Annotated in this window: 20 protein-coding genes; 13 read left to right on the forward strand and 7 right to left on the reverse strand. The window is 74.5% G+C overall.

Annotated elements, in window-relative coordinates:
* Positions 1 to 51 precede the first annotated feature (51 nt).
* On the forward strand, positions 52 to 1,065 hold the full coding sequence (locus tag HBO46_RS00775; protein ID WP_224769303.1) for a nuclease-related domain-containing protein: 1,014 nt from the start codon (positions 52 to 54) through the stop codon (positions 1,063 to 1,065).
* 119 nt (positions 1,066 to 1,184) lie between these two features.
* Positions 1,185 to 1,523 (forward strand): hypothetical protein, encoded by a 339-nt coding sequence (locus HBO46_RS00780; RefSeq protein WP_166135539.1) that lies wholly within the window; start codon positions 1,185 to 1,187, stop codon positions 1,521 to 1,523.
* Between the two features lie 52 nt (positions 1,524 to 1,575).
* Here the strand turns inward: HBO46_RS00780 and HBO46_RS00785 are convergent, their stop codons facing one another.
* Positions 1,576 to 2,034 carry an NUDIX hydrolase gene (locus HBO46_RS00785; RefSeq protein WP_166135542.1) on the reverse strand — a complete coding sequence of 153 codons (459 nt, stop codon included), beginning with the start codon at positions 2,032 to 2,034 and terminating at the stop codon, positions 1,576 to 1,578.
* A gap of 112 nt (positions 2,035 to 2,146) precedes the next feature.
* On the opposite strand from HBO46_RS00785, the gene HBO46_RS00790 reads away from it, so the two are divergent.
* From HBO46_RS00790 to HBO46_RS00820, 7 genes are all read left to right on the forward strand, one after another.
* Positions 2,147 to 4,351 carry an MMPL family transporter gene (locus HBO46_RS00790; protein WP_166135545.1) on the forward strand — a complete coding sequence of 735 codons (2,205 nt, stop codon included), beginning with the start codon at positions 2,147 to 2,149 and terminating at the stop codon, positions 4,349 to 4,351.
* A 125-nt stretch (positions 4,352 to 4,476) separates the two neighbouring features.
* A complete protein-coding gene (locus HBO46_RS00795) occupies positions 4,477 to 5,658 on the forward strand; it encodes a hypothetical protein (protein WP_166135548.1) in 1,182 nt (393 codons plus the stop codon).
* A 17-nt stretch (positions 5,659 to 5,675) separates the two neighbouring features.
* The gene (locus tag HBO46_RS00800) at positions 5,676 to 6,011 is read left to right on the forward strand and encodes a YnfA family protein (protein ID WP_166135551.1); all 336 of its coding nucleotides are present in this window, start codon (positions 5,676 to 5,678) and stop codon (positions 6,009 to 6,011) included.
* Between the two features lie 62 nt (positions 6,012 to 6,073).
* On the forward strand, positions 6,074 to 6,601 hold the full coding sequence (locus tag HBO46_RS00805; protein WP_166135553.1) for a gamma carbonic anhydrase family protein: 528 nt from the start codon (positions 6,074 to 6,076) through the stop codon (positions 6,599 to 6,601).
* Between the two features lie 108 nt (positions 6,602 to 6,709).
* Positions 6,710 to 8,830, forward strand: a complete 2,121-nt coding sequence (locus HBO46_RS00810) for an oxidoreductase (RefSeq protein WP_224769304.1) — start codon at positions 6,710 to 6,712, stop codon at positions 8,828 to 8,830.
* A 125-nt stretch (positions 8,831 to 8,955) separates the two neighbouring features.
* Entirely contained in the window at positions 8,956 to 9,828 is an 873-nt protein-coding gene (locus HBO46_RS00815) for an AAA family ATPase (protein ID WP_166135556.1), read from the forward strand.
* Positions 9,825 to 11,228 carry a VWA domain-containing protein gene (locus HBO46_RS00820; RefSeq protein ID WP_166135559.1) on the forward strand — a complete coding sequence of 468 codons (1,404 nt, stop codon included), beginning with the start codon at positions 9,825 to 9,827 and terminating at the stop codon, positions 11,226 to 11,228. The genes HBO46_RS00815 and HBO46_RS00820 overlap by 4 nt, the downstream gene beginning before the upstream one ends.
* A gap of 80 nt (positions 11,229 to 11,308) precedes the next feature.
* Here the strand turns inward: HBO46_RS00820 and HBO46_RS00825 are convergent, their stop codons facing one another.
* Positions 11,309 to 12,502, reverse strand: a complete 1,194-nt coding sequence (locus HBO46_RS00825) for a pyridoxal phosphate-dependent aminotransferase (RefSeq protein ID WP_224769305.1) — start codon at positions 12,500 to 12,502, stop codon at positions 11,309 to 11,311.
* Positions 12,499 to 13,986, reverse strand: coding sequence for an FAD-binding protein (locus HBO46_RS00830; RefSeq protein WP_166135562.1), 1,488 nt, complete (start codon positions 13,984 to 13,986; stop codon positions 12,499 to 12,501). Before HBO46_RS00830 ends, HBO46_RS00825 begins: the two co-directional genes overlap by 4 nt.
* Positions 13,987 to 14,079: 93 nt before the next feature.
* Here HBO46_RS00830 and HBO46_RS00835 point away from each other — a divergent pair, with 93 nt between their 5' ends.
* Positions 14,080 to 15,591: a potassium/proton antiporter gene (locus HBO46_RS00835; RefSeq protein WP_166135565.1), complete on the forward strand. Its 1,512-nt coding sequence runs from the start codon at positions 14,080 to 14,082 to the stop codon at positions 15,589 to 15,591.
* A 15-nt stretch (positions 15,592 to 15,606) separates the two neighbouring features.
* Here the strand turns inward: HBO46_RS00835 and HBO46_RS00840 are convergent, their stop codons facing one another.
* From HBO46_RS00840 to HBO46_RS00850, 3 genes are all read right to left on the reverse strand, one after another.
* Positions 15,607 to 16,125: a LytR C-terminal domain-containing protein gene (locus HBO46_RS00840; protein ID WP_166135568.1), complete on the reverse strand. Its 519-nt coding sequence runs from the start codon at positions 16,123 to 16,125 to the stop codon at positions 15,607 to 15,609.
* Entirely contained in the window at positions 16,122 to 16,418 is a 297-nt protein-coding gene (locus tag HBO46_RS00845; RefSeq protein WP_166135570.1) for a type II toxin-antitoxin system VapB family antitoxin, read from the reverse strand. The genes HBO46_RS00840 and HBO46_RS00845 overlap by 4 nt, the downstream gene beginning before the upstream one ends.
* Positions 16,419 to 16,503: 85 nt before the next feature.
* Positions 16,504 to 16,671, reverse strand: coding sequence for a hypothetical protein (locus HBO46_RS00850; protein WP_166135573.1), 168 nt, complete (start codon positions 16,669 to 16,671; stop codon positions 16,504 to 16,506).
* A gap of 127 nt (positions 16,672 to 16,798) precedes the next feature.
* Here HBO46_RS00850 and HBO46_RS00855 point away from each other — a divergent pair, with 127 nt between their 5' ends.
* A complete protein-coding gene (locus HBO46_RS00855; protein ID WP_166135575.1) occupies positions 16,799 to 17,245 on the forward strand; it encodes a nuclear transport factor 2 family protein in 447 nt (148 codons plus the stop codon).
* A 32-nt stretch (positions 17,246 to 17,277) separates the two neighbouring features.
* On the opposite strand, the gene eccCa is transcribed toward HBO46_RS00855, so the two are convergent.
* Positions 17,278 to 21,207, reverse strand: coding sequence for a type VII secretion protein EccCa (gene eccCa / locus HBO46_RS00860; protein WP_166135578.1), 3,930 nt, complete (start codon positions 21,205 to 21,207; stop codon positions 17,278 to 17,280).
* A gap of 367 nt (positions 21,208 to 21,574) precedes the next feature.
* On the opposite strand from eccCa, the gene HBO46_RS00865 reads away from it, so the two are divergent.
* The gene (locus HBO46_RS00865) at positions 21,575 to 21,889 is read left to right on the forward strand and encodes a WXG100 family type VII secretion target (RefSeq protein ID WP_166135581.1); all 315 of its coding nucleotides are present in this window, start codon (positions 21,575 to 21,577) and stop codon (positions 21,887 to 21,889) included.
* Between the two features lie 46 nt (positions 21,890 to 21,935).
* Positions 21,936 to 22,241 (forward strand): WXG100 family type VII secretion target, encoded by a 306-nt coding sequence (locus tag HBO46_RS00870; RefSeq protein ID WP_166135584.1) that lies wholly within the window; start codon positions 21,936 to 21,938, stop codon positions 22,239 to 22,241.
* The last annotated feature ends 2 nt before the right edge of the window (positions 22,242 to 22,243 follow it).

The following is a 22,243-nucleotide window of genomic DNA, read 5'->3' on the forward strand; positions in this document are numbered from 1 at the left end:
CGATCCGCCCGTCCCCTGAAGTGCGGGCCCGCGCGCGCCGATGATCTCCGCGTGACTTCTCGGGACCTGGTCGTGAACCGGTGGCGGCGCTTCGGCATGGACCGTCTGTACGTGGAGACGGCGGACGGGGAGAAGATCGGGTTCTGGGACCTGGTCGCGGAGACCGCGCATCCGGAGACCCCGGAGGGCGGACCGGCGTTGCTGGCGGCCGTCGCGGGATGGAAGGCGCAGGCGCAGTCGGGGAAGGGGTCGACCGTGGTCGATGCACTGCCGGAGGGGACGGCGGTGGCCCAGCCCGAGCCCGAGCCCGAGCTGCAGCACGAGGCCATGGCGTCCACACTGCTCACCCAGAAGGACGGCGGCGTTGATGGGGCGGGGGACGCGGGCGCACCTGTGGAGCTTGTCGGCCCCGTCGCCCGCGACGTACCTGTCGAGCCGGTCCGCCCGTGGGTCGACCTGGCCACCAACCGACCCGGTGCAGAGGCGCGCGAGCAGGCCCTGTCGGCCCGCGACGCGGCGCCCGTCAAGACCATCCTCGCGCGGGTGCTGGGCGTGCACACCGACGAACGCGCCTGGCGGATCGGCGCGGACGGTGAGGAGAAGGTCGCCGCGGAGCTCGCCAAGGTGGCGAGGAAGGACCCTCGGTGGCGCTTCCTGCACGCCATCCCGGTCGGCAGCCGCGGCTCCGACATCGACCACCTCGTCATCGGTCCCGGCGGTGTCTTCACCGCCAACGCCAAGCACCACCCCGGCGCGAAGATCTGGGTCGGTGGCAGCACCTTCATGGTCAACGGCGTCAAGCAGCCCTATGTCCGCAACGCCCGCCACGAGGCGCAGCGCGCTGCGAAGCTGCTCGCCGAGGCGTGCGGGTTCCCCGTGCACGTCGAGGGCCTGGTCGTGGCCGTCAACGCCGACGACGTGACCATCAAGAGCCAGCCCGAGGGTGTCTCCGTCGTCCCCCGCATGCGGGTGGCCAAGTGGCTGCTGCGGCACGGTCCCATCCACTCGCCCGAGACCATCGACGCCATCTATGAGGTCGCGCGCCGTTCGACCACGTGGCGGTGACGGCGGGCGGAGCAGGCCGAGCGCGGTGGTCCGGGGCCGTTGCCACGGGCTGCGGGTTGTGCTGACCTGAGGGGATCGCGCCGCCGACATCGGGACGCGAGAGCCGAGGGAGGACGGTCATGATCCTGCGACGTTGGCGAGGGGCCGTCAGGCCCGAGGACGCCGAGGCCTACCTCGCCCACCAGAGCGACACCGGCATCCGTGGCTACCGCTCCACGCCAGGCAACCTGGGCGCCTTGGTCCTGCGCCGCCCGGTGGGCAACCTCGTCGAGGTGGTCACGCTGTCGCTGTGGGAGTCGATGGACGACGTACGCCGCTTCGCCGGCGAGCGGCCCGAGGTCGCGGTCTTCTACCCGGGCGACGACGACCTGCTCGCGGAGAAGGACGTGCACGTGGACCACTTCGAGGTGACCGAGGGCGACCTCGACCCCGGGTTCCTCGCGCACCTCTCGGCCTGACGGGGGCGGGCTGCACTCAACCGTGCCCCGTCCGTCCCGCAGACGGAGGAAGTCAGTCGCGCGCTGAGCGGTCCTGGCGTGCCCACCACTCCTCGAGCACGCGCCGGGTCTCGTAGGTCAGGTTCGATCGGTCGAGCTCGCCGCAGCCAAGCCACCGCCAGCTGCTGTGCTCGGGCGAGAGCTGGATGATCTGCTCGCCGAGCGGTACGGCGAAGGTGTACTGCCGCGTGCGAGCCCCGCTGCCGCTGAGGTAGTCGAACTCGGCCACGAAGCCCGGGTCGACGCGGGCCGGCCCGGACCAGCCGATCTCCTCGGCCAGCTCGCGGTCCAGCGCCTGGCCGAGCGTCTCGCCCGCCTCGCACCCGCCGGAGGGCAGCTCCTCGATGCCGGGGAGGAAGTCGTCGCCGGCCGAGCGGCGTAGGACGAGCACGCAGTCCTCGACGTACACGACCGCGCCGGCGACCAGCCGGTCGACGCCCGGGGCGTGCGTGATGCTCGACAGGTCGTCCACCCGGGGAGGCTAGCGCGCGCCGGGAACTATCCCCCTGGGGGGTTATGCTTACGTCCGAACACATCCCCCTGGGGGATGTGCCCCCTTGCGTCGAGCACACGAACGGAACGCCATGAGCACCACCCCGGCACCCAGCCGTCCCGCGGACCCGCCCGCGCCGTCCCCCAGCCGCCCAGGGCCACTCGGTCGCCTCGGCGTCTGGGTCACCGATCACGGGAAGGTCGTCGGCCTGGTCTGGCTGCTCGCGGTCATCGGCCTCGGAGCGTTCGCCCCTCAGGTCGAGCACAACCTCTCCGGCGCCGGCTGGCAGGACAGCGGCTCGGAGTCGGTCGCGGCGCGCGAGCTCGCGCAGGACCACTTCGGCGGCAACGCGTCCTCGGCGATCCAGGTCGTCGTCCGCTCCACCGACGGGCCGGTGACCGAGGGCGAGGGCCGCGAGGTCCTGGCCGAGGTGACCCGCCTCCTCGAGGCCGAGCCCCGCATCGCTGACGTGGTGGCGCCGACCCCCGGCGCGACCCTCTCCGAGGACGGCTCCACCGCGATCGTGCTGGCGGGCGCCGGTGCGGACACCAACGAGATGGTGCGCGTGGCCACCGACCTCAAGGGCGAGCTCGGGGACCTCTCCACCGAGACCGTGCAGGTCAACCCCACCGGTTCCTCGCTGCTCTGGAGCGACTTCAACGAGGCCAACCTCGACGCGATGCTGAAGTCGGAGCTGATGTCGTGGCCGGTGACGCTCGCGATCCTCGTGCTGGCCTTCGGCGCGCTCGTCGCCGCCGGCCTGCCGCTGCTGCTGACCCTCGCCGGCCTGGTCGCCTCGGCCGGCTCCCTGGTGCTGATCAACGCGCTCGTGCCGGTCTCGATCTGGGCCTTCAACTTCGCGATGATGTTCGCCCTCGCGCTGGGCATCGACTACGCGCTGTTCCTGGTCGTGCGCTACCGCGCCGCCCGGGCCGCACGCCGCGGGGCCGCGACGCAGGCCCCCGGAGCCCTCGACGAGCGCGCCGGGCGCCAGCAGGCGATCGCCGAGACCATGGACACCGCCGGCAAGGCCGTGCTCCTCTCCGGCCTGACCGTGCTGATCTCGCTGTCCGCGGTGATGCTGGTGCCCTCCCCGGCGTTCCGCTCGATGGCCGGCGGCATCATGCTCTCGGTCGTCTTCGTCCTCGCCGCGACGCTCACCCTGCTGCCGCTCGTGCTGTTCAAGCTCGACGACCGCATCAACCGCCTCGCCCTTCCGTGGGCGCGCAGCGCCGGGCACGGCTCCCCGCGGTTCGCCGCCTGGGGCGAGTGGCTCTGGAAGCGCCCGATCGCCTGGGGCGTCGGCTCGCTGCTGGTCCTGCTCGCGCTGGCCGCGCCCGTCCTCGGCCTCACCACCGCGATGCCCTCGATCAAGGTGCTGCCCGAGGACGCCTCGGCGCGCATCGGCTACGACGTGGTCCAGGACGCCTTCGGTGACGGCGCCCCCGGCACCCTCCAGGTCGTGACCGAGGCCGGTGACGGCGACGCGGCGTACGACGTCCTGGCGCAGGACTCCGGGATCGCGGGGGTCATGCCGCCGATGCCGGCCGCCGACGACAGCGGCCTGGTGATGCTCCAGGCCGTCCCGACCGTCGACCCGTCCGACCCCGCGCTCTCCGACACCGTCGACCGGATCCGCGGCGACCTGCCCGCTTCCGCCCTGGTCGGCGGCGCTCCGGTCGAGAACCTCGACCTCAAGACCCAGCTCGACGAGTCGACGCCGTTGGTCATCGGCGTGGTCCTGGTCCTCGGCTTCCTGCTCCTGCTGGTGGCCCTGCAGGCGCCGCTGATCTCGCTGCTCGGCACCCTCGCCAGCCTGCTGTCCACCGCCGCCGCCTTCGGCGTCGCGCGGCTGATCTTCCAGGAGGGGTACGGCGCGGACCTGCTCGGGTTCGAGTCCCAGGGGTTCCTGGACGCCTGGGCGCCGGTGTTCTTCTTCGCGATGATCTTCGCGATCGCGATGGACTACACCGTCTTCCTGCTGGCCTCGGCGAAGGAGCACTACGAGCGCACCGGTGACCCGAAGCAGGCGATGGTCGGCTCGCTGGCCCACTCCGGCCGGGTGATCTTCGCGGCCGGAGCGGTGATGGTCGCGGTGTTCTTCACCTTCGCGCTCTCCGGCCCGATCCCGCCCAAGGAGATGGGCGTGGTCCTCGGCCTGGCCGTGCTGCTCGACGCCTTCCTGGTCCGTCTGGTGCTGCTGCCGGTGATGCTCCGCCTCACCGGACGGGCCGCGTGGTACTGCCCCACCTGGCTGCGCCGGGTGCTGCCGAACATCACCTTCGCGCACGACTGAGCCAACCCGCTCCGCACGCGGTCCTCACCTCCCGCCCCGATCGGGAGGTGAGAACCGCGTCGTCACGGGGAAGAGGATCCGCGGCGGGTCGACCCGCGCGCAGGCGAGGAACCGGGGGGTGGACGATGAGCGGCAGCCGTGCCGAGCTGTTGGCCGAGCAGCAGGACCGCCTGGCCGACCTCGAGCGCCGGCTCACCTCGGTGCGCCGGCTGCTGCTCCCCGGGCTGGTCCAGGCCCTCGCGCTGGCGATCGGCCTCCTGGCGGTCGACGAGCTGAGGCGCGACCCCGGCGCCGTCGGGTGGCAGGTGGCCGGCGGGGTCGCGGCCGCCCTGCTGGCGGTGGTGCTGGTCCGCCACGGCGTGGGCACCCGCGCCCTCGAGCGTGAGGTGCGGCACTGGGCCGACCTCGACCGCACGGCCGCGGCGCGCGCACTGCCGCCGGGCGAGCTGCGGATTGCCGAGCGCGACCTGCGCACCGTCCACGACGCCCGCGACGACGCGGACCTGCCTGCCGTCGCCGCCGACCGGGCGCTGGCCGCCGGGCGGCACGTCCGCGACCTGCGCCTGGTGCCGGGGCCTGTCCTCGCCGCCGCTCCGGCGGCGCTCGGTCTGGCGCTCCTCCTCGGTCCGCTGCTCGACGACGCCCCCTGGGCCGCGCGGCTGGTGGGCATCGCCGTCGGCGGCGGCTGCCTGGTCTCCGCCCTGGGCGCCTGGGTGACCATGATCCGGGAGTCCCTGCGCCGACAGGGGGTCCTCAACCGGGCCGGGGTGGAGCGTGAGGCCTACCTCGCCCGGGCGCGCGCCCTCGGCACGGCCGCCGCGCCGCCCGACCCGCAGCTCCCGCGCTGGGCGCGACGGCTGGCCCAGTCGGTGGTCGCCGCGCTGCTCGGACTGCTCTGGGGCTGGTTGCTCGGCGGTGCCACGCTGACCGTGATGATCGCTGCCACGCTCGCGCTCGCCGGTGTGGTCGCGCCGCTGGCCGTGCGCCGGGCCCAGGCACGCGCGCCCCACGTCGTACCCCTCGGGGCCGGGGGCACGGACCTGCTCCACGGCGCGGGATCCGGCCGGGTCCGCATCGAGCCGGTCGCCGCCGGGCTGCGCCTGGTGCCGCTCGACGACGGGGTCGCCCCGGTGCTGCTGGGCGCCGACGACATCCTCGCCGTCGAGCCGGCCAACCTGCCGCAGCTCGGGGCGCCCGACGGGGTGGTCGTGGTGACCCACACCGACCCCGTCGTGCTCGGGGGCCGCGACATCCGCGGCCTGCTCCTCCCGCTCGCCCCACCCGCCGGCGGCGTCCCGACGCGCTGAGGCGACACAATGCGCGCATGGACATCGCGCGCTCGCTGCCGCTCTTCGTGCTCGCCGCCGTGGCCGAGATCGGCGGCGCCTGGCTGGTCTGGCAGGGCGTGCGTGAGCAGCGCGGCCTGCTGTGGGTCGGCGCCGGCTTCGTCGCCCTCGGGCTCTACGGGCTGGTCGCCACCCTCCAGCCGGACGCCAACTTCGGCCGGGTGCTCGCGGCGTACGGCGGGGTCTTCGTCGCCGGCTCCCTGGCCTGGGGGATGCTCGTCGACGGCTTCCGCCCGGACCGGTACGACGTGGCCGGCGCGCTGGTCTGCCTGGTCGGCGTCGCGGTGATCATGTACGCCCCGCGCACGGCCTGAGCTGTCTCGTCGCGGGCGCGTCCCGCGGCCGCGCGGGCCGCGGGTCGGGCACAGTGACGCCCGTGAACCTGATCGAGTTCGAGGGCAAGCGCCCCTCCGTGCACCCCGACGCCTGGATCGCCCCGACCGCCACGCTGATCGGCGACGTGACGGTCGAGGCCGGCGCCAGCGTCTGGTACGGCGCGGTGCTGCGCGGCGACGTCGACGCGATCGTCATCGGAGCCGGGACCAACGTGCAGGACAACACCGTGCTGCACGCCGGCCCGGGGGAGTCGTTGGTGATCGGCGCGAACAGCACCGTCGGGCACTCCTGCATGGTCCACTGCGCCGAGGTCGGGGAGGGATCGCTGATCGGCAACGGCGCGATCGTGCTGGACGGCGCCCGGGTCGGCGCGGGCACCCTGGTTGCGGCGGGCGCGGTCGTCACCCCGGGGACCACCGTCGGCGACGGGGTCGTGGTCGGCGGCACCCCGGCCCGGGTGCTGCGCTCGATCGCGGGCACCCCGTTGGCCGCGCTGGTCGCGGCCAACGCGCCGTACTACGTCGAGCTCGCGCAGCGGCACCGCGACGGCGCGCAGCTGGTGACCTGACCCCGGCCACCGCTCGCTCGACCCGCCCGGCCGATCCGGTCGGGCGAGTGGTCCCGGTCACAGGGATCGGGGCGGTCGGCTCGTCGCGCCGGTTCCTACCGTGGCGCGGTGCGCACCCAGACCGAGTTCCCCCGTCTCCTCGCCCCCGGCCGGATCGGCCCGATCACACTGCCCAACCGGGTGCTGCTGCCCGCCATGGACATGAACCTGTGCGAGGACGGGGTGATCCACGAGGGCGACATCGTCCACTACGCGCGGCGCGCGAAGGGCGGCGTCGGGATGGTCATCACCGGTGCCAGCGCGGTGGCCTACCCGGTCGGCGCGACCAGCCGCAAGGAGCCGGGTCTCTCCGACGACCGGTTCCTGCCGGGGCTCACCGCGCTCGCCGACGCCGTGCACGCCGCCGGGTCGCTGCTCTGCGTGCAGGCCACCCACCACAGCAAGGTCGCGCGCATCGACACCGCCGACGGGCGCCCGATGCTGGTGCCCTCCGAGCCGCGCGTGGAGCGCGACCTGAGCGCGCTGGCCGACAACACCCGCGACGAGCTGGTCGCGATGGCGGCGGTCAACGAGGGCAACCAGCCCAGCTACCACGAGGCGACCGAGGAGGACTTGGCCTGGGCGGTCGGGCAGTTCGTCGGCGCCGCGCGCCGGGTGCTCGCCTCGGGCGCCGACGCGATCGAGATCCACGCCGCCCACGGCTACCTGCTCGGCAGCTTCCTCGCCTCCGCCGACAACCGGCGTACCGACCGCTACGGCGGCTCGCTGGAGAACCGCGCCCGGCTGGCGTGCGAGGTGATCGCCGCCGTGCGTGCGGAGGTCGGCGACGGCCTGGCGATCCTGGTCCGCGTCGCGGGCAAGGAGTACGGCGAGGAGGGCGCGCTCAGCACCGAGGAGGCGGTGGCCGCCTCGCGGCTCTTCGAGGCCGCCGGCGCCGACGCGATCCACGTGACCGGCTGGGCGCGCAACCCGTTCCGCGACTTCACCGAGGGTCCGCTGCCGTCGGAGGTGGCGGCGTACCGCTCCTTCGCGCGGGCCGTGAAGGACGCCGTGGGCATCCCGGTCATCACCGTCGGACGGGTGCTGCCCGAGGTGGGCGAGGAGATCCTGGCCGCCGGCGACGCCGACTTCGTGGCGATGGGACGCCAGCTGCTGGCCGACCCCGACCTGGTGAACAAGCTGCGTGCCGGCGACCGGGCGCGGGTGCGCCCGTGCATCAACTGCTACGTCTGCGTGGAGCAGAACTTCTGGGACGGTACGCCGATCTGCGCGGTCAACCCGGCGCTCGGCGACGAGGCGGCCGGCGACCTGGTGCCGGCGACCACGCCGCGTCACGTGGTGGTCGTCGGCGGCGGGCCCGGCGGCATGGAGTCGGCCCGGGTGGCGCGCGAGCGCGGGCACCGGGTGACGCTGCTGGAGGCCGGCGACCGGCTGGGTGGCTCGGCGTGGTTCTCCCAGCTGACCACCCCCGCCAACGGGCCGCTGCTGGACTGGCAGGGCCATGAGCTGCGCCGCCTCGGCGTCGACGTGCGCCTCAAGCACCGCGCGACTCCCGACACGATCGCGGCGCTGGCGCCGGACGCGGTGGTGCTGGCCACCGGCGCGCACCGCGGGCGCCCCGGCGTACCCGGTGCGGACCTGCCGCACGTGCACACCGGCGACAGCCTGCGCGCCCTGCTCACCGGCAGCGGCGACGCCGGCGGCACCAAGGCGCTGCTGCGTCTCGCCGGCGCCGCCGGCCGACTGACGCGCGCCACCCGCAGCCCGGAGCTGATCCGCGAGGCGACGCGCCGCTTCCTTCCCGTCGGCTCCGACGTCGTGGTGATCGGCGGCTCGCTGGTCGGTCTGGAGCTCGCGGAGTTCCTCGCCGAGCGCGGCAAGCAGGTGACGATCCTCGAGGAGGGCGCCCAGCTCGGCCTGCCGATGGCGATGCCGCGCCGCTGGACCGCCGTACGACGGGCCGGTGAGCACGGCGTCACCGCCGTGCGCGGCGCCCACGTCGTCGAGATCACCGGGTCCGAGGTGCGCTACCGGGTCGGCGAGGACGCGGCGATCAAGACCGCCCCGGCCGACCTGGTCGTCGTCGCCTCCGAGGTGGCCGCGGGTGCCCCGCTCGCCGACGAGCTCGCCGCCCGCGGCATCAAGGTCGAGGTGGTCGGCGATGCCGCCGACGTCGGCTACATCCAGGGGGCGATCCACTCCGCGTGGCGGGTGGCCGCCACCCTCTGAGGGCGCGGCGCCCGGCTGCCCGGCCGCCTGTGGTTCGGCGTGCCGGGGTCGGTGTCCTTCCGCAGTTACCGACGACCCCCGCCATCGGCCCACCACCCCGCCCGCCCTGCGGCAGGATGGGCCGCATGCCTTCCGCGCCCTGGTTCACCTCGCCCGCCGACGCGATCGAGCGGTTGGGGGAGGCGGGCTATCTCGCCGACGCCGCCACCGGCACCACGGCGTACCTCGCCGGGGCGCTGGAGAAGCCGCTGCTCATCGAGGGCCCGGCAGGCGTCGGCAAGACCGAGCTGGCGAAGGCGGTCGCGCGCGCCGCGGGCGCGGAGCTGGTGCGGCTGCAGTGCTACGAGGGGCTCGACGAGGCCCGGGCGCTGTACGAGTGGAACTACAAGAAGCAGCTCCTCGCGATCCAGGCCAGCGGCGGCGAGCAGTCCTGGGACCGCACCCACGACGAGATCTTCACCGAGGAGTTCTTGTTGACCCGCCCGCTGCTGAGCGCGATCCGGCGCGAGGAGCCGACGGTGCTGCTCATCGACGAGGTCGACAAGACCGACGTCGAGGTCGAGGGGCTGCTGCTCGAGGTGCTCTCGGACTTCCAGGTGACGATCCCCGAGCTGGGCACGATCAGCGCCGTACGACGCCCGTTCGTGGTGCTGACCTCCAACGCCACCCGCGAGCTGTCCGAGGCGGTCAAGCGTCGCTGCCTGTTCCTGCACCTGGACTACCCCGACGCCGCGCGGGAGCGGGAGATCATCACCGCCGCGGTCCCCGGCCTCGACGACGCCGTCGCCACCCAGCTGGTCGAGGTGGTCGCCCGGCTGCGCGACCTCGAGCTGCGCAAGGCGCCCTCGATCGCGGAGTCGATCGACTGGGCGCGCACCCTGCTCGCCCTGGAGATCGACGACCTCGACGACGCGGCGGTGGACGCCACGCTCGGCGTGGTCCTCAAGCACGTGTCCGACACCGAGCGGGCCGTGCGGGAGCTGAAGCTGCGGCGATGAGCCTCCTGGACCGCCACCTCTCCTTCCTCGAGGCGCTGCGCGGGGCGGGCCTCCCGGTCTCCCTCGCCGAGGACCTCGACGCCGTCGCGGCGCTCACCGCGGTGACCTGGGAGGACCGGGCGCTGGTGCGCGAGGCCTACGCCGCCACGCTGGTCAAGCGGCGCACCCAGCGGCCGACCTTCGACACCCTCTTCGACCTGTGGTTCCCGCGCCTGGTCGGGGAGGGGTACGCCGGCGACCCGGACGCCGACCCCCGAGCCGACGACGCGCCCTCGCCCGGGCAGGTCCGCGACGGCGCGGCGGCGCTGGAGTCGCTGCGAGGCCGGCTGGTCGAGGCCCTGGCCGCGAGCGAGGACGCGGCGGCGGCCGAGGCCACCACGGAGTTCGCCGTCGAGGCGATCGGCACCTTCGGGCGGCTGCCCGGGGCCGCCGGGCGCGGGTCGCCCGCCTGGTCGTCGTACGCCGCGCTCCAGCGGGTCGCCCCCGAGCAGCTCGTCGAGCGCCTGGTCCGCGCGCTGCTGGTGGCCGGGACCGACCAGGAGCGCGCCCGGCGCACGGCCGCCCGCCGCATCGGCGCCTTCACCGCGGCCGCGGAGGCCGAGGCGCGGCGGCGTACCGCGGAGGAGAAGGGGGCCGCCCACGTCGCGCGCACCGCCGTGCGGGCCACCATCGACCAGCTCGACTTCCTCTCCGCGCGGCGCTCCGACCTCGACGAGCTGCGCCGCCAGGTGCACCCGCTGGCGCGCCGACTGGCCACCCGGCTGACCCAGGAGCACCACGCGCAACGTCGCGGCCCGGTCGACTTCCGGCGCACCGTGCGGGCCTCGCTCTCCACCGGCGGTGTGCCCCTGGAGACCCGCCACAAGCCCAAGCGGCCGCACCGCACCGACCTGGTGGTGCTGTGCGACGTGAGCGGGTCGGTGGCCAACTTCGCGCAGTTCACGCTGCTGCTGGTGCTCGCGCTGCGCGACCAGTTCCAGAACCTGCGCGCGTTCACCTTCGTCGACCAGGTCCACGAGGTGACCCATCACCTGCGCCCGCAGGCCGACCCGGCCGAGGTGATGGCCGACCTGGCCGCCAGCGCGTCGCACGCCGCGCTGTGGGGGCGCACCAGCTATGGCCGCGCGTTCACCCGCTTCGCCGAGGAGCACGCCGACGCGCTCGGGCCGCGGTCGTCCCTGCTGATCCTCGGCGACGCGCGCTCCAACCACGGCGACCTGGCCCTCGGCGCGCTGCGGGAGATGGCCGGGTCCGCGCGGCACGCCTGGTGGCTCAACCCCGAGCACCGCCGGCAGTGGGACACCGGCGACTCCGCCGCCAGCGCGTACGGCGAGGTCGTCGACATGGTGGAGTGCCGCAACCTCACCCAGCTCTCCGACTTCGTCCACGACCTGCTCTGAGCCGCGCCGGCCGCCACAAGGACCGACTCGCGCAACCACAAGGACCGACTCGCGCAACCATCAGGGCCGACTCGGGAGGGTCAGGTGAAGACGGGGCGCAGGCGGGTGAGCGCCTCCTCGATCTCGTGGCCCTGGCCGGCGAAGCTGAAGCGCACCGAGCGGTGCCCGTCGACGGTGTCGAAGTCGATGCCGGGCGCCATGGCGACGCCGACCCGCTCCAGCACGTCGCGGGTGAAGGCCATCGAGTCGTTGGTGAGGTGGCCGATGTCGGCGTAGGCGTAGAACGCGCCGTCCGCGGGCGCGAGCCGGGTGACGCCGAGGTCGGCGAGCCCGTCGAGCAGCAGCCGGCGGTTCTCGGCGTAGCGGCGCACGTGGCCGTCCAGCTCGGCGTACGACTCCTCCTCGAAGGCGGCCAGGCAGGCGCGCTGGGCGATCACCGGCGGGCAGATCGTGAAGTTGCCGGTGAGCACGTCGACCGCGCGGCGCAGCCGGTCCGGCACCAGCATCCAGCCGATCCGCCAGCCGGTCATCGAGAAGTACTTGCTGAAGCTGGAGAACACCACCGCCTCGCGGCTGGTCTCCCACGCCGAGCGGGCCAGGTGCGCGTCCCCGGTGTCCAGGCCGGCGTACTCGATGCCGTGGTAGATCTCATCGGAGATGAGCTGGATGCCGTGCTCCTCGCAGTACGCCGCGAGCGCGGCCAGCTCGGCGGGCAGCAGCATCGTGCCGGTGGGGTTCGCGGGGCTCGCCACGACCAGGCCCTTGATGTCGGGGCCGAGCGCGGCGACCTGCTCGACGGTCGGCTGGAAGCGGGTCTCGGGCCCGGTGGGGATCTCCACGACCTCGCAGCCCAGGGCGCTGAGCACATTGCGGTAGCAGGGGTAGCCCGGCCGGGCCATCGCCACCTTGTCGCCGACCTCGAACGCCGCGAGGAAGGCCAGCAGGAAGCCGCCGCTGGAGCCGGTCGTGACCACGACCTCGTCGGGGGAGACCTCGATGCCGTGGGTCCGCCGGTGGTGCGCGGCGATCCGCTCGCGCAGCTCGAGCAGGCCGGCCGCCGGGGTGTAGCCGAGCGGGTCCCCGGACTGCAGCAGCCGGATCGCCTCGGCGTTGACCGGTGCGGGGGCGCCGGTGCTGGGCTGCCCGGCGAGCAGGTTGATCATGTCGCCGTGGGTGCGCTGGCGCGCGGCCGACGCGGCGAGCAGGTCCATGACGTGGAACGGCGGGACGTTGGCGCGGCTGGCCACCGCGAAGCGGTCGTTCAGGGAGGTCACGCCCCGACTGTAGGCACTCCCGCGCGCGCCGCGGCGTGCCGCCCTGCCCGTCGCCCGAAGAACGAGCCCTCGCCGAGCTGGGTGCCCGAGGCGTAGCCCTTGCCGTCCTGGGCGATGTTGGAGGCGCAGGCGCCCGCGGCGTACAGCCCGGGGACGACGGAGCCGTCGGCGCGCTGCACCTGGCCGTCGACGGTGGTGCGCAGACCACCGAGGGTGAACCCGGCGTACATCGCGTGCCCCAGGCGCAGGTCGAAGACCGCCCACGGCCCCACCGACTGCGGGGCGACCCACTCCGGAGCCTTGTGGAAGTCGGGGTCCTCGCCGCGCGCGGCGTGCTCGTCGTAGCGCGCCAGGGTCGCGGTGACCGAGCCGGCGGGCAGGTCCAGCGCGGCCTCGAGCTCGGCGAGCGTCTCGTAGCCGTCGATGAGCGGCACCAGGGAGTACTTCGAATACTCGACGTGCTCGCTGTCGACGATGAGGTACGCCGCGGAGCCGGGCTGCTCCATCACGAACTGCGAGGTGCGGGAGTGGTAGGAGTCCTCGGCGACGAAGCGTTCGCCGCGCTGGTTGACGATCACCCCGGTCAGCAGGCGGGACGGCGGGTAGCACGGCGCGGTGATGAACGGCTCGTCCATGTGCTTGAGCTCGGCGCCGGCGGACTCGCCGAGGCGGATGCCGAGCCCGTCGTCGTAGGTCGAGCCGAGCGTGAACAGCTTCTCGCCGAGCTGCGGGGTCCAGCGCGCGACCATCGCCGGGTTCATCACGAAGCCCCCGGCGGCGATCACCACGGCCCCCGCGCGCACCATGCCGGTCTCCTCGAAGCGGCGCCAGGCCAGCCCGGTGACGGCGCCCGCGTCGTCGAGCACCAGGTTGGTCGCGCCGGTCTCGTAGCGGACCTCGACGCCGGCCTCCTCGAGACGGTCGCGCAGCAGGTCCATCACCATCCGGGTGCCCTCGGTGTCGCCGGGGACCGGCACCTTGTGCCCGCGCGGCGCGGGCGGCACCTGCTCGCGGAACGGCCAGACCTTCTCGTTGCCGGTGAACATCAGGCCCTGGGTGCCGGGCTGGATCACCGCCTTCTCGGGATAGAAGGAGCGCTCGAACTCGAAGCCGAGCGACTCCAGCCAGTCGCAGTGCTCGACCGAGCCGTCGCAGTAGGCGCGGATCTTGTCGTGCTCGGGCTCCTTGGAGACCGCCACCAGGTAGTCGTACATCGCGTCGGCGGAGTCCTCGTGGCCGGTCGCGCGCTGCACGACGGTGCCGCCGCCCAGGTAGAAATGGCCCCCGGACATGCTCGAGGTGCCGCCGTGCACCGCCGCCCGCTCCAGCACCAGCACCCGCGCTCCGGCGCGCGCCGCCTCCAGCGCCGCGCACCCGCCGGCGATGCCGAAGCCGACCACCACCACGTCGTACGACGCGGCGCCGTCGAGGACGTCGGGGGACAGCACGTCGGGGACCCGGATGCCCGCAGGCTCGCTCGTCATGCGAGGAATCTAGAACAAGTTCCACTTCTGCGCGACGGGATGGGAGTGCGCCCGGCCGTTAGCATCGGGACTCCCGCCCAGTCCCGAGGTGCCATGGCCTTCGACGCCCATCAGCTGGACCTGTTCCTGCTGATCGGCGCGGCGGTGACCCTGATGGCGGTGCTCGCCGTCCGCTTCTCGCACCGCGCCGGGCTGCCCAGCCTGCTGGTCTACCTCATGATCGGCGTGCTGCTCGGTGCCTCCGGGCTCGGAATCGACCTGGTCGACGCCGAGATCGCCCACGCGCTCGGCTTCGGGGCGCTCGTGCTGATCCTGGCCGAGGGCGGCCTGACCACGAGCTGGCGCTCGATCCGCCCCGCGATCGGCCTGGGGGTGGCGCTGGCGACGGTGGGCGTCGCGATCTCGGTGGGCATCGTCGCGCTCGCCGGGCACTACCTGCTCGGCCTGCCCTGGCAGGTGGCGGTGCTGCTGGGGGCGGCGACGTCCGCGACCGACGCGGCCGCGGTCTTCTCGGTGCTGCGCGCCCTCCCGCTCCCGGCGCGGCTGACCGGCGCGCTCGAGGCGGAGGCCGGTCTCAACGACGCGCCGGTGGTGGTGCTGATCGTGCTCGTGTCCTCGGGTGCGGCGCAGGAGCACGGCCCGCTCGCGCTGGTCGCGCTGGTCGCCTTCGAGCTCGTGGCCGGCGTCCTGATCGGCCTGGCCGCCGGGGCCGGCGGGGCGTGGGTGATGCGGCGCGCGGCGCTGCCCGCCTCCGGCCTCTACCCGATCGCGGTGCTCTGCCTGGCCGTGCTCGCCTACGGCGGCGCGGTCACCGTCCACGCCTCCGGGTTCGCCGCCGTGTACGTCGCGGCGCTGGTGCTCGGCAACGCCGAGCTGCCGCACCGCCAGGCGACCCGGTCCTTCGCCGAGGGGGTTGCCTGGATCGCCCAGATCGGTCTGTTCGTGATGCTCGGCCTGCTGCTCGAGCCGGACCGGCTGACCTGGGACACCGTCTGGCTGGCGGTGACCGCCGGGCTGGTGCTCACCTTCGTGGCCCGCCCGGTCTCGGTCTTCGTGTGCGGGCTGGTGCGTCGGCTGCCGTGGCGCGAGGGTGCGTTCCTGTCGTGGGCCGGCCTGCGCGGTGCGGTCCCGATCGTGTTCACCACGATCCCGCTCGCCGACGGGGTGAGCGGGGCCGAGCAGCTCTTCGAGATCGTCTTCGTGCTGGTGGTGGTCTACACCCTGCTGACCGGCCCGACGCTGCCCTTCGTGGCCCGGCTGCTGGGCGTGGCGCGTCCTTCCGAGGCGCGCGAGCTCGAGCTCGAGGCCGCGCCCCTGGAGCGCATCGCCGCCGACCTGCTCCAGATCACCATCGGTCCGCGTTCGCAGATGCACGGCGTGGAGATCGGTGAGCTCCGTCTGCCCCACGGCGCGGTGGTGACCATCGTGATCCGCGACGGGGAGACGCTGGTCCCCGAGCGGCGCACGGTGCTGCGTCACGGCGACGACCTGCTGGTGGTGACCCCGCGTCGGCTGCGGGAGGCCACGGAGACGCGCCTGCGGCAGGTGAGCCGCCACGGCCGGCTGGCGCAGTGGATCCAGGCCACCCGGGAGCGCCGGGCCTAGGTGGGCGGCGGTGTCCTAGACGACCGGCGGGCTGCAGATCGTGATGTCGCGGGCGGCCACGGTGGTCTTGCGCCCGGGGACGAGCTTGTCGAACTTGTCCCCGACGACGACCAGCACGCCCGGCTGGGTCGTGCGGCGCTTGATGACCTTGGCGTCCCCGAGGCGCGAGCGGACCAGTCGGACGGCGGGGTGCTGGGGCGTGGAGGTCCAGATCTGGGCGCGGATGACGTCGGTGCCGCGGGGCGCGTTGTCGCGCGTGCCCTCGCCGAAACCGGCGTCGATGAACTCCTGCATCGTGCGCCCGGCCAGTCCGTTGCGATTGCCCGCGTTGAGCACGTTCACCAGCACCTGGTCGGGGTAGATCTTGCTGCCCGCCGCGATCTCGGTCTCGACGCAGACCTCCTCGGAGATCCCGGGCAGCGGCGAGGTCAGGGCGGTCCAGCCCCACACTGCCCCGCCGACGAGGAGCAGGACCAGGACGCCGAGGGTCAGCGCGCTGCGACTGCGCGGCGAGAGGTCGCTGTCGGGGCTCATTCGGACACCACGTGGACCCGGGCGTGCAGCACGCTGCGCTGGCGCAGGGCCGCGCGCAGCGCGCGGTGCAGGCCGTCCTCCAGGTAGAGCTCGCCACGCCACTCGACCACGTGGGCGAACAGGTCGCCGTAGAAGGTGGAGTCCTCGTCGAGGAGGGCCGCCAGCTGCAAGGTGTCCTTGGTGGTGATCAGCGAGTCCAGGCGGACCGCACGCGGGGCGATCGCCGCCCACTCCCGGGGGGTCAGTCCGGGATCGGGGTACGGGCGGCTGTCGCCGACGCGCTTGAAGATCACGCGGCGACTATAACGAGCATCACGTCTCGCGGGGGTCCGTGGAGCCCGAGCCCGCGGCGTATCGGCCCGCCGCGGGCGCGGGAGCTCAGGCGGACCAGCGCAGCGAGTCGGCGACCAGGTCGGCCAGGGCGTTGACGCCGCGGAGGTCCTGGCGCTCCTCCAGCAGCCTCGCGAGGGCCTGGGAGTGACGGAGCTCCAGCTTGGTGCGCTGGGCGGCGATGCGGTCGAGTGTCGGGTCGATGTCGTGGGGCATCGCTGGCTCCTGGTTTCGGTGGGGTCGGGGTCGAGACCAGCGTGCGCCCGAAAGATCGCCACGATGTTGTGTCCCGGTTACGGGAAGTTGTCGTGTGTGCCGCGGGTGTGTGATCTAGGTTGCACCCGTGAGCGACGTCGAGGAGATCTGCCGGCTGAAGTACCGCTACCTGCGCACCTTGGACTCCAAGCAGTGGGAGGACTTCGAGGCGTGCTTCGCGCCCGACGCCACCGCCGACTACGACGGCCTGGTCTTCGAGGACCGGTCGGCGCTGGTGGACTACATGCGCACCCACATGGTGGAGGGGATGTACACCATGCACCAGGCGCACCACCCCGAGATCGAGGTCGACGGCGACACCGCGACCGGTCGCTGGTACCTCCAGGACAAGGTCCTGGTGCCGGCCTACGACTTCATGCTGGAGGGGGCGGCCTTCTACGCCGACCGCTACGCCCGCACCGCGGACGGCTGGCGGGTCACCCACACCGGCTACCGCCGCACCTTCGAGATGAAGTACGACCTCAAGCAGCTCCCCGGCCTGAAGATCACCGGCCCGGGCGTCGCCACGCACTGACCCGGCGGGCGGGCTGCGCGCGGGCCGGGCCGTCACGGCGCCGGCTCCTGCCAGGCCACCTGCACCACCTCGATCCCGCGGTCGCGGGTGACCAGGCGCCCACGCCCCGGCGGTGCGGCGACCGGGCGCAGTCCGGCCAGCAGCGGGCCCTCCTCGGGGCTGCCGGACAGCAGCAGGCCGGGCGTCCCCAGGTCGCGCAGGGTCTGGAGCACGGGCTCGTGCAGCGCGCGGGCGGCCCCGCCGGCCCGGCGGGCCACGACGAGGTGCAGCCCGGTGTCGCGCGCCTGGGCGAGCAGCGGCAGCAGGACCCGCAGCGGCGAGCCCTGGGGTGAGGTGAGGAGGTCGTGGTCGTCGGCGGCCACGAAGACCTCGGCGCCGGTCCACCAGGTCCGGCTGCGCAGTTGCGCGGTGCTGACCCCGGGCCCCGGAAGCCGGGTCTCGAGGTGGGTCGCGAGGTCGGTGAGCGCCGCGTGCGCCTGGGCGGCGGTCGACAGGTGGTTGAGCAGGTAGGCGTCCGGGACCTCGCCCAGCAGCGAGCGGCGCGGGTCGACCAGCACGATCTGGGCCTGCTGCGGGCTGCGGGTCCGCACCACCTCCTGCACGTAGGCGCGCAGCAGCGAGCTCTTGCCGGACCCGCTGTCGCCGAGGACCAGCAGGTGCGGCTCGGCGTCGACGTCGAGGGCGACCGGGGCGAGATCGGACTCGCGCAGGCCGAGCAGCAGCGGCCCGCCCCCGCAGTCGGGGGTGTCGCCGGGGATGTCGCCCGGGATGCCGTCGGTGCCGTGGACCCGGCGTACGTCGGAGAGCGGGACGCATCCGGGGAGCAGCCGGAGCCGGGGCCCGGCCGGTCCGCGCCAGGCCGCGGCGACCCGGTCGATCAGGTCCGCCACCCCGTCGGCGAGGTCGTCGGCGCCGCGGCGTCCGTCGATGCGTGGCACCGCCGCGAGCACGTGCAGCGGGCCGGCGAGGAGCCCCCGGCCCGGGCGCGGGGCCGGCACCAGGGCCTGGGCGCGGCGGTCGATCTCGGACTCGACCGGGTCGCCGAGCCGGAGCTCGATCCGGGTGCCGAGGACGTCGCGCATCGAGGTTCGGTAGTCGGCCCACCGGGCGGCGCTGGTGAGCAGGTGCACGCCGAAGGCCAGCCCCCGCGCGGCCAGCTGCTGGAGCACCGGCTCGAGGTCGTCGAGCTCGGCGCGCAGGGTGCTCCATCCGTCGACGACGACGAAGACGTCGCCGTACCCGTCGTCGGCGCGGCCCGCGGCGCGGAGGTCGCGATAGGTCTCGGCCGAGTCGATGCCGTGCTCGCGGAAGTACGCCTCGCGCCGGTCGAGCAGGCTGCGCACCTGCGCCACCGCCCGGCGTACGACGTCGGGCTCGGCGCGCGAGGCGACGCCCGCGACGTGCGGCAGACGCGCCCACGGCGCGAAGGTGCCGCCGCCGAAGTCGAGCACGAAGAACTGCGACTCCTGCGGGGTGGTGCGCAGCGCCAGGGCCGCGACGAGGGTGCGCAGCACGGTGCTCTTGCCGCTGCGCGGGGCGCCGACCACCGCGACGTGCCCGGCGGCCCCGGCCAGGTCGACGGTGAGCGGATCGGCACGCTGCTCGCGCGGGCGGTCCACCATCCCCACCGGGACCGCCAGGCCCGGCAGCGCGCGCCAGCGCGGCGCGACCAGCCCGAGCCGGGCGTCCTCGACGAGCGGGTCGAGCAGCCGGTCCAGGGTCTCCGGGGCGTCGAGCGGCGGCAACCAGACCCGGTGGGCGGCCGGGCCGTGGCCGGTCACCCGGGCCAGCGCCACCTCCAGCAGGGGGCGCGGGTCGTCGGAGGCCGTGGGACCGGGTGGCGGCGGAGGGACCGGCGGCGCGGGCACGCGGGTGATCGTGAACGGCCAGATCCCTGTCGACACCGGCGACCCCGACGGCACCGGGACGGCGTGGTGCCTGGCCCCGGCCCGCGCCGCTGCCGGCGGCACGGGCCCCGAGACGTACGCCGCGCGGAAGCGCACGAGGTGCGCGGGGTCGGGGCGCAGATAGCCGAGGCCGGGGACGGCAGGCAACTCGTGGGCGTCCGGGACGCCGAGCACGGCCCGCGACTCCTGGGCGCTGAAGGTGCGCAGCCCGACGCGGTAGGAGAGGTGGGACTCCAGTCCGCGCAGCCGTCCCTCCTCCAGCCGCTGCGAGGCCAGCAGCAGGTGGACGCCGAGGGAGCGACCGAGACGGCCGATCGCCACGAAGAGGTCGAGCAGCTCGGGCCGGGCCGCGAGCAGCTCGGAGAACTCGTCGACCACGACGAGCAGCGAGGGGAGCGGTGCGAGGGGCTCGCCGGCGGCGCGCGCCTGCTCGTAGTCGTGCTGCGAGGCGAGGTTGCCGGCCCGGCGCAGCACCTGCTGGCGGCGCAGCAGCTCTCCCGTGAGGGAGTCCTGCATCCGCTCGACGAGGGCCAGCTCCTCAGCGAGGTTGGTGATCACCGCGGACACGTGGGGCAGCGCGGCCAGCCCGGCGAAGGTCGCGCCTCCCTTGAAGTCGACCAGCACCAGGTTGAGGTCGCCCGGGGGGTGGGTCACCGCCAGCCCGAGCACCAGGGTCCGCAGCAGCTCGGACTTGCCGGAGCCGGTGGCTCCGATGACCAGGCCGTGCGGGCCCATGCCGCCGCGCGCCGATTCCTTGAGGTCGAGGTGGAGGGGGCGGCCGTCCTCGGCGGTGCCGATCGGCACCCGCAGCCGGTCGGGTGCGGGGCGCGGCCGCCAGCTGGTCCCGGGGTCGAGGACGCGGAGGTCGCCGGCGCCGAGCAGGTCCGCGAAGTCGGCAGGAGCCCTCCGGTCCCGGCCGGTGGGGCCCGCTGCGCCGACCGCGCCGAGAGGGAGCAGACGGCGGGCGACGGCCTCGGCCGTCGCGAGGTCGCACCGGTCGGGCTCCGCGGCGACCGCCTCGGTGCCGGTCAGCAGCCGCACCCGCCGGGGCGGGCCGTCCTGGCCGGCTGGGGGCGGGTCCGCCCCGGAGGGCAACCGGACCACCGTGACCCCGGACGCCGGCAGGTCCAGGGCTGCGGGGAGGTGTCCGGCGGCGTCGAGGACCAGCAGCAGGTGCGGGTCGATGGGCAGCAGTGCCCGCAGCTGCGACGGTGCGGTGCTCACCAGCCGGCGCGCTCCGATCGCGTCGCGCCCGTGGGGGCTGTGGGCGTGGGGCAGCCACTTGACCCAGTCCCAGTGCGCCAGCGAGGCCTCATCGGCCAGGACGGCCACCGCGAGCACGCCGGGGGAGTGGAAGGTCGCCGCGGAGCAGACCAGGGCGCGCACCGCGGCGCGGGCGCTGTCCACGGGGCCGACGACCTCGACCCGCTCGTGGGCGGCCAGGTTGAGGACCACCGGAAGGTCCGGCTGGGTGCGGTGGACCGCGAGCAGCCGCTGCGCGGCGGCGACGGCCACCGGGTCTGCCCTGGCCGAGCCGTCGGTCTCGGGCGCGACCAGCTCGAGGGCCGACGGCTGCGCCCCCACCCCGCAGCGCACCTGGAGGAACCAGGGGGTGCCGGCGGTGCGCTCCCAGACCCGGGACCGCTCGGCCGCGAGGGCGGGCAGCGCCGCCGGCTCGGGGTGGTGCCAGACGAGTGCCGCGCGCTGGCGCTCCCCGGCCTCGCGGGCCCGGCTCCGCACCGAGGCGAGGTGGTGCAGGTGGTCCGCGCGGGCGCCCCCGACCTGCTGGGCGCGCTGGGTGCGCTGGCGATCCACCTGCACCACGACGAACCCCACGGTCGCGACCAGGAACATGCCCGCCGCCACCAGGCGCAGCGCGCTGGCACCGCCGCCCAGGGTGGCCACCAGGACGACCGAGCCGAGGCCGCCCAGCATCGGCACCGCGTTCATCAGCACGCCGCCGGTGCCCTCGGCGGGCCGGAGCTCGGGTGGTGCCTTGAGCACGATCCGCCCGGTCGGCAGCGGCGGTGGGCGGTGGTCCGGCGCGGTCGCCACGGGTCCTCCTGGGTGCTGCTGCTCGGGGGGAAGGGAACGAGCCGTCCGGCGGGGGCCCGCGCAGGTGATGCTGTGCGACCCCGGCCCCGGCCCGCCCGGCCGCGCGCCCGTGCTGTGGAGGAGCGCGTCGTACGACCCGCTGAGGACGGTTCCCGGCCCGTCCCGGCGGCATCGGGCGGTCCTCGTCGACCCGATGTCCGGCCGTGGCTGTGGAAAGCGATCGGTGCCGGTTTCGGGCCCCGGGGCCAGCGGTAGGGGCGCGGTGTCCGGCCGCCTGGTGGCGGGTCCGGACCGCGACACCCGAGTCGCAGCACCACCTCCACCCCGACTGCGTGGCGGGCCACCGTCACCGGACAGGAGCACCGTGATGACCACCGGCACCTACGGCCAGGGCGCAGGGACGCTCTCTGCGGGGGCGGCGCTCGTCGCCGGCGCCCGCGCCGACTTCGACCGGCTCGCCGCCCAGCTCTCCGACCAGATCGGCGGCGCCCAGGCGCGCTGGCAGGGGCAGGGCGCCCAGGCGTTCTTCCGCCTGCACCACGCGTGGACGGCGAAGCAGTCCACGATCGTCGCCGCGCTCGAGGAGCTCGAGGGCTCCCTGACCCGCACCGAGCAGATCAACGTCACGACCGACGACCAGCAGTCGGCCACCTTCACCGCGGCCGCCTCCCGGCTCGGCTGAGCCACCCCCGACCACCCCCGACCACCACCGACCACAGGAGCCCACCATGACCTCAGCACCCGACGGCGGCATGCTCGTCGACCACGGCGGCCTCGACCAGGCCGCCGACGACCTGCGCCGCAAGGCACGCGAGATCGACCAGCGCCTCGACCGTCTCGAGAGCGAGCTCGCCCCGCTGCGCCGCGACTGGAGCGGGCGCGCCCAGGAGGCCTACCTCCAGGCCAAGGCGACCTGGGACGCCGCGATGGAGGAGATGCGCCAGCTGCTCGACGACACCGGCCGGGCGGTGTCGGCGTCCAACGCCGAGTACGCCGCCGCCGACGCCCGCGGCGCCGCGACCTTCGGCGCCTGAGC

Origin of the sequence: Nocardioides ochotonae (genome assembly GCF_011420305.2) — a bacterium.
Classification (GTDB): domain Bacteria; phylum Actinomycetota; class Actinomycetes; order Propionibacteriales; family Nocardioidaceae; genus Nocardioides; species Nocardioides ochotonae.